Here is a 13,776-nt window from a genome sequence, read left to right on the forward strand (position 1 = left end):
GGACATTCACGGGCATGACCCGGACAGCCGCACGTCGGCCCGCGCCCAGGCGAGCTTGAAGCGCGCGTGTGCGGCGTTTGCGTCCTCTTCCTTGCCCTGTGCGCGCAGGCTGCGCTCGAGCCCGCACAGCGACCAGCCATTCTGCGGGTTCTGGCGCAGGTCCTCCCGGTAAGTCGCCTCCGCGTCGCGCGCGCGACCCGCCTTGAGGAGCACCGCCCCGAGCGTGTGGCGGACCGGCTCGGGCCAGTCCGGCGGCTCGAAATAGCGCAGCTCGTCCTCGATGCGCGCGGCTTCCTCGAGCAGGCGGGCAGCGGCGCCGGTCTCGCCCCGCTCCGACGCGATCTGGCCCTCGACCACGAGCGAGGCGATCTCGAGCAGGTCCTTCGCGCGGTTCTTGCCGATCGTCGCGTCTTCCGAGCTCTCGGACGCTATCGCCCGGAGCGCCGCCGCCTCGCGCGCGGCATCGTCACGGCGCCCGGTCGCGGCGAGCGCGCGGCCGCGCGCATAGCGCCATATCCCCGTCGTGTACCGCAGCTCGGGCGGCGGCGCCGGCTCCGCGAGCACGTCGTCCCACCGTCCGAACCGGACGAGCGCGAACAGCAGCGCAGGGCGGAACATCTCGAGCATCGGCATGTGCCGGACGTTGTGGTCGGGGACCGCATCGGCCAGCTCTCGCGCGGCGTGCACGGCGACGGCGCTGCGCCCCTCCATGCTCGCCGAGACCGAGAGGAATTGGAGGTTGTGAGGGAAGTACATCATCGGATAGATGCCCTCCGGCCGCCGCTCGCGGAGGTATCGGCGATCGGCCAGCACGGCCTGCTCGTTCGCGTCGGAGGCGTCGGCGTAGCGACCGACGCGCACGAAGATGTGCGACGGCATGTGCACGAGGTGCCCAGCGCCAGGGGCCAGACCGCCGAGGCGCTCGGCGCTCGGCAGCGCCCGCTCCGGCGCGCGCGACGCCTCGACCGCGTGGATGTAATAGTGATTCGCGCCGACGTGCTCGGGATCGCGCCGGAGGATGCCCTCCAGCGTGGAGACGATCTCGTCGGTCTCGGGCTGCGGCCGGCCGTCCGGCGTCCAGAGGTCCCACGGGCGCAGATCCATGAGCGCCTCGGCGAAGAGCACACCCGCGTCGAGGTCGTCGGGGAAGCGGCGCGCGAGCTCGCGCATCGCGCTCGCGTAGGCGCGGTCGAGGGCCGCCCGGTCGCGGCCCGGCGTCGAAGCGTGGCGCTCCGCCAGCGCGTCGATGTACGCGCGCTCGCGCTCGCTTGCGGACGCGGCGAGCGCGCGCGCCTCCGCGATGGCATCGAGGGCGGCCCGCTCCCGCGCCGCGTCGGCCGGCTGGTTGATGTTGGGGCCGAGCGTGAGCGCGATGCCCCAGCGGGCCATGGCGAGGCCGGGATCGATCCGGGCGGCCTCCTGAAATGCGCGCCTCGCCTCGTCGTGGTTGAACGCGTAGACGAGCCGCAACCCCTGATCGAAATAGCGTTGCGCGAGCGGCGATGACGTCGTCACGGGGTGATGGAGAGCGCCGATGTCCTCGAACAGAGGGACGCGCTCGGCGTCGGGCGCCTCTGCGGGCGCAGGGCCGGTCGGCGGCCCCGCTCCAGGCGAGGAGGGGCGTGGCTCCGCGCCGTGCGCCGCGAAGGCGGCGCAGGCGCAGAGGAGGGGCAGGCTGAAGAGCGCGCGTCGAGCTGTCATGGGCACCTCCTGGAGCCCGGATCGCCACGGGCTCCGATGGTCCGACATCCCCTCGCGGGGTCGCTTTGCCTCGGGCACCGCCCTCCGGCGCGAGCGCGGAGGTCGAGCCGAGCGACGGCCATGCACGCGCGGTTCCCGCGGCACGGGAAGGCAGCGCACAGAAGAGCGGGGTGTTCCGGGCCATCGACGCGCTCGCTCCGTCAGCGCGGAGCTCGATGGACGGATGGCGAGACTTGCGGCAACCTCGGGACATGACGACGTGCAGGGATGAAGCTCTCCGATGGGTTCACCGCTACGCGATCGGCGGGGCGGCGTTCGCCGCGCTTCCGCTCCCGATCTCGACCTCCGCCGGGCTCGTCGCGATCGAGACGCACATGATGGCGATGGTCGGCGAGATCTACGGCGAGAACGTGGGATCCGTGGTGACGACCGCGGCCGGCGGGAGCTTCGCGATCCTCGGGCAGGGCTTGAAATTCCTCGCCACCCGGGCGGTCGGCTTCGTCCCCCTGATCGGGCCGGCCATCAAGATGGGCATCGCAGGGCTCACCATCGTGGCGATCGGCCGGGGCGTGGTGGGGCACTTCGAGCGGAAGTACCCGGGCAAGATCTTCGAGAAGCCGTGAGCCGACGTGGCGTGCGCGGCGCGCGGACGAGGCGCGCCGCGCGCGATGCGCCGCCTTCCGTGCACATGAGGCGCGGCGCGCGCAATGCGCCGACGCGCGGCGCCGCCGGACGCGCGCGAGTCGCATCCCGCACGTGAGGCGCGGCGCGCGCAATGCGCCGACGCGCGGCGCCGCCTGATGCGCCGCGCGCCGCTATCGAGGTCCGTCAGTTCTCGCAGCCGCTGCAGGCGAGGGGGCAGGTGCCGTTCGCGGTCGCCTGACAGTGAAGGTCGGGCGCGTCGGCGCTGTCGCCGTAGTCGCAGCAGATCTCGCCGGCGCGGCAGCATCTCACGCCGCAGCAGAGGCCTTCTTCGCACCCGAAGCCGGGGGCGCACGCATTCGCGCACTGGCCCTGGATGCAGACCTGAGTCTCGGTGCAGGTCGTGCCGCACGACCCGCAATTGCGCGGATCACCGGCCAGGTTGACGCACTCCGATCCACAGCACGAGAGCCCGGGCTCGCACGTGCACACCGTGCCGCCCTCGCCGCCCATGCCGCCCTCGCCCCCTGTGCTCGTCGTCGCGACGGTGGTGGTCGCTCCGCCTTCCCCGCCCGCGCCCCCGCTGGAGGAGCTCGACGCGGTGACGACATAGGTCGGCAGATTGTTCACGGTGCCCGGGTCAGCTTCACATCCAGCGACGGCGAACAATGCGGACCACAGCAGCAATGCGATCACCCGATGACAGGGCATGAGCACCTCCAAGCCGAAAATCACACTACCACGGAGGGTCGTGGCCACACGAGGGGGGTATGGCACACGGCGCAGCGCCGGCTGCATGCGCTGCGTCGTACGCCGCGGTCGGCGCGTCACGACCAGGAACGCAGCGGCGCCTGCGACATCAGGGGGTGATGAGCTTGCAGTCCGACAGGAGCCCCGTGTACCAGTCATCGGTCCTGTCGAGCCATGCGCCCTCGCTGGACCAACGGATGCCGGGCCGCTTCATCCTGCCTTCGACGGTGTAGGTGCATTTCACCGCGAACCGTGCGGACGGCAGCTTGCCGTCGGTGAGCGCGGGCTCGCTCCAGAGGCCGGAGGCGAGGAACTGGACGCGGTCCGTGGTCGTGTAAGGACGGAGCAGCTTCTTGTCGTCCGCATCGCCCTTGGACCAACCCTTGGTGGGCGACTCGAACGCGCAGTGCCGGCCGTTGATTTCCTCGGCCGACCAGCAGGCGAGATCCTTGATGTCGGTGGACACGAGGGTGACCTCGACCTGGGATTTGTCCCCGGTCTTCCACTTGGGGCCGGCCGTGCCGGCCGCGGGCTCACGCCCGAAATAGGCGAAGGCCGCGGCGAGGCCGCCGATGATGATGAGGAACAGGATCATGCTCTTGCCGAGCGAGCCGCCCTGCGGTTGGGCGGCGGCGCGGGGCCGCGCGCCGGGCTTCTTGCCGGCCGGGCGCCGCGCTGCGCCAGCCTGCTTTGCAGGACGCGAGGCTCTGGCCGGCGACGCTGCGTCGGCGCCGGCAGCGGCGCGGCCCTCGCCGTCGTCCTCGTTGCGGGTGTCCTGCGCGTCGGCCTCGCCGGGAGGCGCTTCGTCCGTGTCGGGGCGGTCTCTGTCTTCGGAGCTCGTAGCCATCGAGGCGCTTTATGTACCGGAGCGCGTCCGCGACTCAAGCATTCCGTGGACCGAGCGGCAGGGCACGATCGCCCGTTCCAACGAGCAGCCCTTGATGTAGGCTGCGCTCCCGATGACGTCCGATGCCAGAAATCCACGCGCGCGCATCCTCGGCACAGGCCGCTCCCTGCCGCTCGCCGCTCCGACGAGCGAGGCGCAGGCGGGCGCGCCGGCGGACGGCGCGGCGGGCGACCCTGGCGCGAGCGACGAGCGGCGCCGCGTCGCGCCCGGCGAGAGGACGAGCGACCTGGCGGCGCGGGCGGCGAAGGCGGCGCTCGAAGCGGCCGGCATCGGGCCGCGCGACCTCGAGATGATCATCCTCGCCACCTCGAGCGGCGACGCGCCGATGCCGGCGACCGCGGTGTACGTGCAGCAGAAGCTCGGCGCCGAGCACATCCCGTCGTTCGACCTCTCCGCGTCGCTGACGGGCTTCCTCTACGGGCTGTCGGTGGCGAACCAGTTCGTGACGGCCGGGACCATGAAGCACGTGCTCGTCATCGGCGCGGACCTGCTCTCCCGCCGCCTGGATCCGCGGGACAGGGCCGCTGCCCAGCTGTTCGGCGACGGCGCCGGCGCGGTGGTGATCGGGCCGGCGAGCGGCGATGGGCGCGGGATCCTCAGCGTCGGCTTGCGCGCCGACGGGAAGAAGGCCGATGTGCTCCAGGTGCCCGGCGGAGGATCCGCGGAGCCGCTCACCGTGGAGCGGCTCGCCGACCGGCGGCAATACCTCCGCGTGAAGCAGCCCGAGCTGCGGCAGGCCGCGGAGGAGCACCTCGGGGCCCACGCCCTCTCGGCGGTCGCCGCCGCCGGGCTTGCGCCCGCGGACGTCGACTGGGTGATCCCGCACCACGCCGACCCGCACCTCGTCGCCCTCCTCGCCGAGCGCCTCGGGTGCCCGCCTGAGCGCGTCCTCGGCGCGGTCGACGGCGCCAGCGCGGCCGGGGCCTGCGCGGGCTCGGTCGCCATGGCGCTCGACGAGGCGCTCCGCGATGGCCGGATCCTGCCCGGAAATCACGTGCTGCTGTGCGCGCTCGGCGGCGGCCTCACGTGGGGCAGCGCCGTGCTCCGCGTCTGAGTCGACGAGGGCCGGGGTCTCTGGCGGCGCGCGGCCCTCGAGGGAACCCGCACGCTGCGCTCCGTGGTGCTGCGCTGGCGCGGTGTGCGTGGCGTGGCGCTCTTGACGAAGGCGACGAGGGCGACAGTGGACTTGTTGCCGTGCGCTCCCCATCGTGGTCAGGAGAACCCATGAACGACGCTCCTCTCTACAAAGATGCCAAGCAACCCGTGGGAACGCGGGTGGAAGACCTCCTGCGTCGGATGACCCTGGACGAGAAGGTAGGGCAGCTCATGCAGCTCGACGCCCAGGGAGATCTGGAGGACGCGATCGGGCGGATGAAGGTCGGCAGCCTCCTGCACTGCAACGGGAAGGACGCTGACACGGCGATCCGGCGCGCGCTGGATACCCGACTTGGCATTCCGGTGTTGATGGCCGACGACGGGATCCATGGCCATTCCTTCTGGGCGGGCGCGACGATCTTCCCCACGCAGCTCGCCATGGCCTGCAGCTGGGATACGGGGCTCCTGGAGCATGTCGCGCGGGTGACCGCCGCCGAGATGCGGGCCACGGGCCTCAAGTGGACGTTCTCTCCCGTCCTGTGCCTCACGCGCGATCTCCGCTGGGGCAGGGTGGGGGAGACCTTCGGCGAGGATCCCCACCTCATCGGAGAGCTCGCCTGCGCGATGATCAAGGGCTATCAGGGCAAGGGCCTGGACGATCCGGACGCGGTGCTGGCCACGGCCAAGCATTATGCGGGGTACTCGGAGACGCTGGGCGGCCGTGACGCCTCGGAGGCGAACATCTCGCGGCGCTACCTGCGCTCGTATTTCCTGCCGCCCTTCGAGCGGGCCGCGAGGAGCGGCTGCATGGCCTTCATGACTGGATATCAGTCCATGGACGGGATCCCGGCCACCGCCAACCGCTGGCTCCTGACGGAGGTCCTCAAGGAGGAGTGGGGGTTCGAGGGGATCCTCGTGACCGACTGGAACAACGTGGGCAATCTCGTGCTCGATCAGAAGGTCTGCAAGGACATGGCCGAGGCGGCCACGGTGGCTGTCCGGAGCGGCAACGACCTGATGATGGCGACACCGCAGTTCTACGAGGGCGCCCAGGAGGCGGTGCGCCGCGGGCTCCTGGCCGAGGCCGAGATCGACGCGGTCGTCCGGCGCGTCCTATCGCTCAAGTTCTCCATGGGGCTCTTCGAGGACCCCGGGTACAGCAGCGAGCAGCGCATCCAGGAGATCATCGGGTGTGCGGCCCACCGGGACCTCAACCTGGAGGTCGCGCGGGCGTCTCTCGTGCTGCTCAAGAACGACGGCCTGCTGCCGCTCGCGCAGGGCGCGGCGTCGAGGCCATTGCGGCGGATCGCGGTGATCGGCCCCAACGCGGACGACCCGATCGCCCAGCTGGGCGACTGGTCGCTCGGCTCGGGCCAGATGAGCGGCGGCAACGGGCCGCAACACCCCCGATCGAGCATCGTCACCATCGTGGATGGGATACGGGAGCTCGCGCCCCCGGGGTGCGAGGTGGTCCATGCCGCGGGCTGCTCAATTCTCAGCGAGGACGAGTCCGGCATTCCTGCGGCGGTCGAGCTGGCCCGTGGCGCCGACGTGGTGGTCCTGGTCCTGGGGGACCGGATCGAGCTCATCGGCGAGACGAAGAGCACGGCGACCCTCGAGCTCATGGGCGGCCAGAGGGCCCTTTCGGACGCGATCGCCAGGACCGGCGTTCCGACGGTCGGGGTCCTCGTCAACAGCAAGCCGCTGGTCCTGCCGCGCTCGGCGCTCGGCGCGTCGGCGATCCTCGAGGCGTTCAATCCGGGGATGATGGGCGGGCGGGCCGTGGCCGAGGCGGTGTTCGGGAAGATCAACCCCTCTGGCAAGCTGACGATCTCGTTCCCCTACCACGTGGGCCAGCAGCCGATATTCTACAACCAGGCCCGCGGTCAGCACGGGAATCGCTATGCGGACCTCACGCAGGAGCCGGCGTTCGCCTTCGGCTTCGGCCTGAGCTACACGCGCTTCACCTACGGTGATCTGAACGTCCTGACGCCGAGCGTGGAGCGAGGCGGCACGGCGTCGTTCGAGGTGACGATCACCAACGCTGGCGGGCGCGAGGGCGTCGAGATCGCCCAGCTGTACATCGAAGATCTGGTGACGTCGTCCACATGGGCGCAGAGGGAGCTGAAGGCGTTCCGCCGCGTGAGCCTGGCCGCGGGGGAGTCGCGCAAGGTGCGCTTCGACGTGCCCGCCTCGGAGCTGTCCCTGGTCGACGCGGAGGGGCGCCGCGTGGTGGAGCCGGGGGATTTCCGCGTCCACATCGGCTCGTCGTCCCGGCCCCAGGACCTGCTCTGCGCCGGGTTCGCCGTGGCGTAGGGAGGGTGCCGGCGGCTCCGGTTCGAGTTTGAATTCTGACTGGATGGTGCCTCACGTCTATGTCGAGAATTCCAATTTTCTCCGGATCGTGTATTACCGTCGGCGGGGCAACGAGCGCCGGGTGAGGCCTCTGTGCCCGAGGAGGGAAGGACCGATGACGGCGAAGCGGGTGGCGCTGGTGACGGGCGCGAGCACGGGGATCGGCCGGAGCGTGGCGGAGACGCTCGCGAGGAACGGGTATGTGGCCTTCGCGGGCATGCGCGATCCCAACGGCAGGAACCGAGCGGCGCGCGACGAGGTGGCCGGCCTGGCGACCGCGGGGATCCCCATCGAGACGGTCGCGCTCGACGTGACGGACGACGCCTCCGTGGCCGCGGCGGTCGCGACGGTGGTGGAGAAGACAGGGAAGATCGATGTGACCCTGAACAACGCGGGCGGCTGCGTGATGGGGCTGGCCGAGTGCAGCAGCGTCGATCAGCTGCGACGGCTCTTCGAGACGCATGTCTTCGGGACGCAGCGCGTCTGTCGCGCCGTTCTGCCGCACATGCGCCGGCGAAAGACCGGGGTGCTCGCCTTCACGTCCAGCGTCGGCGGGCGCGTCGCTCTGCCGACCACGGCGCTCTACTCCTCGGCCAAGGCCGCGATGGAGATGATCGCCGAGGGCTACAAGCGTGAGCTCGCGTCCTTCGGGATCGACGTCGTGATCCTGGAGCCGGGAATGGTCCGGACGAAGATCTTCGACAACATGTGGCTGGACGACGACACGGCGCGCGCCGCCGAGTACGGGCCGCTCGGCGGCGTGGCGCGTGCCGTGCTCGAGATGGTCAAGACCATGGAGGGGCCATCCCCGGAAGAGCTCGCGGGCGTGCTGCTGAGGCTGCTGGAGATGCCGCACGGCCAGCGGCCGCTGCGCACGACGTTCGGTCCGGACGCGGCGCTGATCGACCCGGTGAACATCGCCGCGGACGAGGCCACGCGGGCGCTGCACGCCCTGTACGGGGGGTAGATGATGCCCAGCTGCTCGAGGCGCAAGAGCCCCCCTGCGCCCCTCGGCGGCGGTATTCCAGCGCAGCGCCCAGGCGGCGTTCGATCGAAGGGCGTGCTCACCGAGGGGCGGTCACCCGCTGCGGACACGAGGCCATCCTGGCGCCTCCGGAGCCTTCCATGCTGAACCTCCTTCTCCACCTCTCCCCGCTGCGCCCCGCCGTTCGCCTCGAGACCGTCGAGCGGCGCGACTTCACCGAGCCGCGCCTGCGCGAGCTCCACGCCCTCTCGAACGCGCTCATGGCAGAGGACTTCGGGCACTTCTGCGTCCACGCGAGGACCAACGATGTCGTGCATGTCTTTCGCCGCGCCGACACGGGGGCGATCGTCGGCTTCCAGTTCTGGAAGACCGCGCCGCTCGCCTTGCCCCGCAGCCGGGCCATCGTCGGCGGGAAGCTCAGGATATCGCCCGACTTCCGGACCCGCGGGCTGCACCTCGCCTCGGGCCTCCTGTTCTTGCTCGAGGCGAAGCGCCGCGCGCCGCGGACACGCTTCTACCGGCTCTCGATCGCCAGCCTCTTCGGGTTCGTCTCCATCACCGAGGCGCTCGCGCGCTACGAGCTCTTCGATCCGAAGCGCCGGGGCACCGCGGAGGACGAGGCGGTGCGCGAGGCGTTCCTGAAGCTCGCCAGGGAGAGCAACTACCACGTCGACGACGAGACAGGCCTCTTCCGCGTCAACATCTTCATGACCGAGGAGACGGTGAGCCGGTATCCGCCGCGCTACTTCGAGCGCCCGGCCGCGCGGCGCTACGCCGCGGCCAACCCCGGCTTCCGCACGAACGGCTGCTACGCCGGCTTCTGGTTCCGCTTCACAAGCGAGAACCTCCTCGCCATGACCCGCGCCGTCATGAGGAGGCTCTTCCGGCGGGACACCCCCGTGGATCCGCCGTCCGCGCGTGGATAGCGGTTCAGGATGTCCCTTGCATTGGAGGGCGAGAGGTCTTCGCCTCGGGGAGGCCGATGCCGACTGCGGCGAACGATCTCGTGGGCGCCTTGTCGAGCTCCCGGATGACGTCGATCGGACGGCGTACTCGGTGCTCGAGCGCGATCAGCGGTCGATCGTGGAGCGCATGCCCCCGCCGAAGCTGACCGTCCACGCCTCCTTCGAGCGGTGCGGGTTCCAGAACACCCGCACCGGATGGTGAAATGGATAGCCCTCGTCCAGCGCGAAGGTCGGCGCCTCATCGTCGAGGTTCTCGGTCAGCCAGAGCCCGTCCCGCTCCGTCGTCATGTACATACGGTTCGCGTTTTTCGGGTCGATGGCGCATGACTCGACGCGATATCGATCGCTGATGCGCTGCCATGTCGCGCCGCGATCCCTGGTCCGGTACAGCCCCCCGTAAAAGCGCTCGTCGTGGCTGAAGACCGCGGTGTACCAGGTGCTCTCGGTGCTGTCGTTCGGATCGATGACGATGTCCTTGGTCCAGTAGTACATCTCGGGCGAGGAGCGGTCGTCCCACGCCGAAGCTCCAGGCTGGAGGAGGAACACGCCGGACCTGTCGGTGAACGTCCGGGTGTTGCCGGGCTGATGGCCAGAGTAGGTGGCCACGATGCTTCCATCCTTCAGCACATGGACGTTGTAGGGGTGACCCTGCGTGCGGGGCGGGGCCGGGAGCGCCGCGGGCGCCGCCCCCGGCGCGCTCAGATCGAGGTGATAGATCCCTCCCGTCAGGCTGTTGACCGCGCTCGCGTAGAGCTGATCCGGATCGTTCGGATCGAGCGCCAGCCAGACGACGGGACGGCCGAGATCGGCGAGGAGCGACCATGTGGCGCCCTTGTCCACGGACACCATGATTCCCCCTCTGGCCGGGCGGCTCGGCGTGCCGTCGAGGCGCGCGTCGCGCAGGTAGGGGCTCTGGTAGATGTCATGGACGCTCCCGGTCGCGGCGTAGAGCGCCCCCGTGTACGGATGCCGGACCACGTGATAGGTGGTGTTCAGGGGCAGGCCGTTCGCGCCGTCGCGAGACCAGGACTCGCCGCCATCCTCGCTGAAGGCGCTGCGGATGTCCGTGAGCGACGCGAACATCGTGTCCTCGTCGTAGAACGTCAGCCACCAGCCCGACGTCTGCTCGACGCCGCTCGTGCGATAAACGCCGGACATGGGCGTGTCTGCTCCCCTCGGGTTCTCATCCGCTGGTTTCACGTAGGCCTGCTGAAAGGTCCTGCCCCCATCCTCACTGACGTGGACGAAGCCGAGATCCGTGAGGGCAACGCGGTCGGGATCCGTGGGCGATACCGAGAGGCCGAGCGCGTACTCGCCGAACTCCCAGTCCATGTCTCCTCCGAACCCGCTCCATCCGGTGTCGATGTTGGCGTTGTGGTCGGTGCGGAACACGTGCTGCCAGGTCTCTCCCCCGTTCACCGTGCGAAGGACGATGGGTGAGAGCTTCTCGCGATCGCCGCCGGCGACGTACGCGACCCGGGCGTTGTCGTCGGGCATCGCCACGAAGGCGAGCTTGTCGGTCGGTCCGAGCCCGGACGTCGCGGCTTCCCAGCGCCTCCCATCGCGCTTCAGCCGGTAGAGGCCAGCGTACGCGTCGAGCTCCCCACCGGTCGTGTCCGCGGTGACGAGGGCGTTGCCTTCGCTGTCCATCGCGGAGAACGTGACCGCGAGGAAGGTCGTCCTCTTGCCGTGCCCGGAGCCGGCGAACGAGACGATCTTCTCGCCCGCCGGTATGCCGCCGATCGACGTGTCGACGGCGAAGGTGCCTCCGTTGTCGTGCGAGACGAGCAGTCCGTCGCTCGTGCCAACATAGATGTCGCGCCCATCCCAGTAAACGCCGCCGACCAGGAGGCCGCCCGGCCAGGCCGTCGCGTGCACCGAGCGGAAGGTGCGGCCGCCGTCGCGCGAGAAGTAGAGCTCCGTGGAGTCCGAGAAGAGCAGCCGCCGCGTGCCCTGCCGGTCCACGAACAGGTAGTGGCCGTCTCCTGGCCGCCCTGGCGTCGTGATCTCGGCGTCCCACGTCGCCCCCCCGTCGGTGCTCTTGGCCAGCGTGGCCACGTCCTGGATGCCGTTCGTGGACAGCGTGTAACTCACCCCATAGAGGACGTCGGGATCGGCGGTGAAGCGGAATTGTGAGAGGACGCCGCCCTGGAGCTTGTGGAAGTGCAGGGTCGTCCAGCTCCTGCCGAAATCCCTCGTGCGATAGACACCCTTCATGTCGCTCGCCATGAAGATTTCGCGGCCGTCGTGCGGGTTGATAGACGGCGAATAGAGGGCGCCCCCGCCGCCCACACCCCGTGATTGCCACCGGCGGCGCGTGCTCCAGGACCCGTGCTTCCCCAGATCCGTGTTCGTCCTGCTCGTGCCCGCGGCGAGGCGGTCGCTCGATGCTCTCGTCGCCTCGTGGGTCGCGGCCTCCTCCGCGCATCCTCCCGCGAGCAGCGCGATACCAAGGACCAGCGACCCCGCCGTGGTCCTGAAGTTGATTGTGAATCCAGCGTGGTTCGTCATGTATGCTCCCTCACGCTTGGAATATCAGACGCTCAAGCGCCTGTGTGCGACGCTTTGGGGATCGGCGCCTCGTTTGCGTGATCCGGTCACGCGGCAGGGAAAACGTCTACCGTAGGGGCATGTTTGCGTAGGTGTAAGGCCGGATGGGGTGACGTGGCCTCCTTGTCGTACCGCGAACGGTAGGCGAGGCAGACGTCGGTGTCGTCGTAGGAGTGCTCCGACGCTTCGTGGACCCGATCGTCGCGCTCATGTGCGAGATCGGCTATCCAGCGAGAAAATCCCCGGAGCCTCCTCCGATCCGCCACATCTTGCGCGCAGCCCGGCCATGGCGCGGCGCCACGCTCCGTCTCATGACCGACCTCTCCTCCACCGCCGGCGTCGTGGTTCGCCCTGCGGCGGCTGGCCGCCTGCGCCGGCTCGGCGCCGCCGCGCTGTCGCTGCTGGTCGCCACGGCCGTGTGGCTGCCGTGCCTCCACCTCTTCTTCCGGAGCGAGCCGGGCGAGCACCGCGCCGCCGGCGCGCTCTCGCCGCGCGGGCAGGCGCTGCTCGCGCATCAGCTCTCGCTCTGGGAGGAGGGCGGCGCGGCGCAGGGCGCGACGCTCGCGCGGATGCGGGCCGCGAACGCCGAGTGGGACTTCATGGGACGGACCTTCCTCGTCCTCGGCCTCGCCAACGCCGCGCTGCGGGATCCGGGCGCCGAGGCGCGCCACCTCGCCGTCATCGACCGGATCGTCGACGAGACCCTCGCGATCGAGCGCGAGCGGGGGATGCTGCACTTCATGATGCCGTACGCCACGCGGCGGCCGTTCGTGCAGCAGCCTGCGCGCAGCCTCTTCGTGGACGGCGAGATCGCGCTCATGCTGGGCGCGCGCGCCTTGGTCGCGCGCCGCGCCGATCACGAGGCCGAGCTCGACGCGCGCGTCGCCGAGATGCGGTCCCGCATGGAGCGGAGCCCCGTGCTGTCGGCCGAGAGCTACCCCGACGAGTGCTGGACCTTCTGCAACACGCTCGCCCTCTCCGCGATGCGCATGGCCGACGCGCTGCACGGGGAGCGCCGCGGCCTCGAGCTCGGCCGCCGCTGGCTCGCGGCGGCGCGCGCCCGGCTCCTGGACCCGAAGACGGGGCTGCTCGTATCGAGCTACACCCACGACGGCAGGATCCTGGACGGCCCGGAGGGCTCGTCCCTCTGGCTGGTCGCGCACGCGCTGCTCCTGATCGACCCTGAATTCGCGCGCGATCAGTACACGCGGGCGCGCCGCGAGCTCGGGGCGGAGCTCCTCGGCTTCGGCTGGGCGCGCGAGTGGCCCCGCTCGTGGGCCGGCCCGGAGGACGTGGACTCGGGCCCGATCGTGCCGCTCGTCGGGGCGAGCGCCGGATCGAGCGGATTCGCGCTGCTCGGCGCCGCGGCCTTCGGCGACGCGCCGTACCTCGGGGGGCTGCTCACGTCGCTCGACTTCGCCGCGTTCCCGATCCGCGAGGGCGACCGGCTCCGGTACGCCGCAAGCAACCAGGTCGGCGACGCGGCGCTGCTCTACGCGCTGAGCTTCGGCCCGCTCTGGGAGCGGATCGCTGGGGCGGGAGGTGCCCCGTGAGCCGACAGCTGGCCCTCGGCGCCGCGATGCTCCTCGCGGCCTTCGTTGTCTGCCACATGCTCGGCCTGCGCGAGCAGGTGTCCGTGCTGAGCGGCACGCCCCCGCCCGCCGGTGGGGGCGACCCGTTGCTCGGCGTCGCCTACGCGCTGGCGTGGTTCGGCGGCGTGGTGCTCGCGCCGATCCTCGCGATCGCGGCGGGCGTGCTCGCGGTCGTCGACCTGCTCCGGTCGCGGCGATCTGCGCCCGCTCGGACGGCTCCGCCGCCGCGCTGAG

At 70.6% G+C, this 13,776-nt stretch carries 11 protein-coding genes; 7 read left to right on the forward strand and 4 right to left on the reverse strand.

What is annotated here, in order from left to right; genetic code table 11:
* Positions 1–6: 6 nt before the first annotated feature.
* The gene (locus WMF29_RS14000; RefSeq protein ID WP_437329294.1) at positions 7–1,701 is read right to left on the reverse strand and encodes a tetratricopeptide repeat protein; all 1,695 of its coding nucleotides are present in this window, start codon (positions 1,699–1,701) and stop codon (positions 7–9) included.
* A 251-nt stretch (positions 1,702–1,952) separates the two neighbouring features.
* Here WMF29_RS14000 and WMF29_RS14005 point away from each other — a divergent pair, with 251 nt between their 5' ends.
* The gene (locus WMF29_RS14005) at positions 1,953–2,324 is read left to right on the forward strand and encodes a hypothetical protein (protein WP_437329295.1); all 372 of its coding nucleotides are present in this window, start codon (positions 1,953–1,955) and stop codon (positions 2,322–2,324) included.
* 205 nt (positions 2,325–2,529) lie between these two features.
* On the opposite strand, the gene WMF29_RS14010 is transcribed toward WMF29_RS14005, so the two are convergent.
* Positions 2,530–2,973 (reverse strand): hypothetical protein, encoded by a 444-nt coding sequence (locus WMF29_RS14010; protein WP_272103534.1) that lies wholly within the window; start codon positions 2,971–2,973, stop codon positions 2,530–2,532.
* Between the two features lie 229 nt (positions 2,974–3,202).
* Positions 3,203–3,940: a hypothetical protein gene (locus WMF29_RS14015; RefSeq protein ID WP_437329296.1), complete on the reverse strand. Its 738-nt coding sequence runs from the start codon at positions 3,938–3,940 to the stop codon at positions 3,203–3,205.
* A gap of 112 nt (positions 3,941–4,052) precedes the next feature.
* Here WMF29_RS14015 and WMF29_RS14020 point away from each other — a divergent pair, with 112 nt between their 5' ends.
* The 4 genes from WMF29_RS14020 (at position 4,053) to WMF29_RS14035 (ending at position 9,361) form a co-directional block, all read left to right on the forward strand.
* A complete protein-coding gene (locus WMF29_RS14020; protein ID WP_437329297.1) occupies positions 4,053–5,054 on the forward strand; it encodes a 3-oxoacyl-ACP synthase III family protein in 1,002 nt (333 codons plus the stop codon).
* 170 nt (positions 5,055–5,224) lie between these two features.
* On the forward strand, positions 5,225–7,411 hold the full coding sequence (locus tag WMF29_RS14025; protein ID WP_437329298.1) for a glycoside hydrolase family 3 N-terminal domain-containing protein: 2,187 nt from the start codon (positions 5,225–5,227) through the stop codon (positions 7,409–7,411).
* 154 nt (positions 7,412–7,565) lie between these two features.
* On the forward strand, positions 7,566–8,417 hold the full coding sequence (locus tag WMF29_RS14030; RefSeq protein ID WP_437329299.1) for an SDR family NAD(P)-dependent oxidoreductase: 852 nt from the start codon (positions 7,566–7,568) through the stop codon (positions 8,415–8,417).
* Positions 8,418–8,575: 158 nt separating this feature from the next.
* On the forward strand, positions 8,576–9,361 hold the full coding sequence (locus WMF29_RS14035) for a hypothetical protein (protein WP_437329300.1): 786 nt from the start codon (positions 8,576–8,578) through the stop codon (positions 9,359–9,361).
* A 144-nt stretch (positions 9,362–9,505) separates the two neighbouring features.
* On the opposite strand, the gene WMF29_RS14040 is transcribed toward WMF29_RS14035, so the two are convergent.
* A complete protein-coding gene (locus tag WMF29_RS14040; protein ID WP_437329301.1) occupies positions 9,506–11,911 on the reverse strand; it encodes a hypothetical protein in 2,406 nt (801 codons plus the stop codon).
* A 350-nt stretch (positions 11,912–12,261) separates the two neighbouring features.
* Between WMF29_RS14040 and WMF29_RS14045 the strand changes: the two genes are divergently transcribed.
* Both WMF29_RS14045 and WMF29_RS14050 read left to right on the forward strand, forming a co-directional pair.
* Positions 12,262–13,503: a hypothetical protein gene (locus WMF29_RS14045; RefSeq protein ID WP_437329302.1), complete on the forward strand. Its 1,242-nt coding sequence runs from the start codon at positions 12,262–12,264 to the stop codon at positions 13,501–13,503.
* On the forward strand, positions 13,500–13,775 hold the full coding sequence (locus tag WMF29_RS14050; RefSeq protein WP_437329303.1) for a hypothetical protein: 276 nt from the start codon (positions 13,500–13,502) through the stop codon (positions 13,773–13,775). The genes WMF29_RS14045 and WMF29_RS14050 overlap by 4 nt, the downstream gene beginning before the upstream one ends.
* The last annotated feature ends 1 nt before the right edge of the window (position 13,776 follow it).

Origin of the sequence: Sorangium sp. So ce381 (genome assembly GCF_051473845.1) — a bacterium.
Taxonomy (GTDB): domain Bacteria; phylum Myxococcota_A; class Polyangia; order Polyangiales; family Polyangiaceae; genus Sorangium; species Sorangium atrum.

Coding starts and splice junctions, on each gene's coding strand:
- WMF29_RS14000 (WP_437329294.1), bottom strand. CDS start 1,701: ATGACAGCTCGACGCGCGCTCTTCAGCCTGCCCCTCCTCTGCGCCTGC.
- WMF29_RS14045 (WP_437329302.1), top strand. CDS start 12,262: ATGACCGACCTCTCCTCCACCGCCGGCGTCGTGGTTCGCCCTGCGGCG.
- WMF29_RS14040 (WP_437329301.1), bottom strand. CDS start 11,911: ATGACGAACCACGCTGGATTCACAATCAACTTCAGGACCACGGCGGGG.
- WMF29_RS14025 (WP_437329298.1), top strand. CDS start 5,225: ATGAACGACGCTCCTCTCTACAAAGATGCCAAGCAACCCGTGGGAACG.
- WMF29_RS14035 (WP_437329300.1), top strand. CDS start 8,576: ATGCTGAACCTCCTTCTCCACCTCTCCCCGCTGCGCCCCGCCGTTCGC.
- WMF29_RS14030 (WP_437329299.1), top strand. CDS start 7,566: ATGACGGCGAAGCGGGTGGCGCTGGTGACGGGCGCGAGCACGGGGATC.
- WMF29_RS14020 (WP_437329297.1), top strand. CDS start 4,053: ATGACGTCCGATGCCAGAAATCCACGCGCGCGCATCCTCGGCACAGGC.
- WMF29_RS14015 (WP_437329296.1), bottom strand. CDS start 3,940: ATGGCTACGAGCTCCGAAGACAGAGACCGCCCCGACACGGACGAAGCG.
- WMF29_RS14005 (WP_437329295.1), top strand. CDS start 1,953: ATGACGACGTGCAGGGATGAAGCTCTCCGATGGGTTCACCGCTACGCG.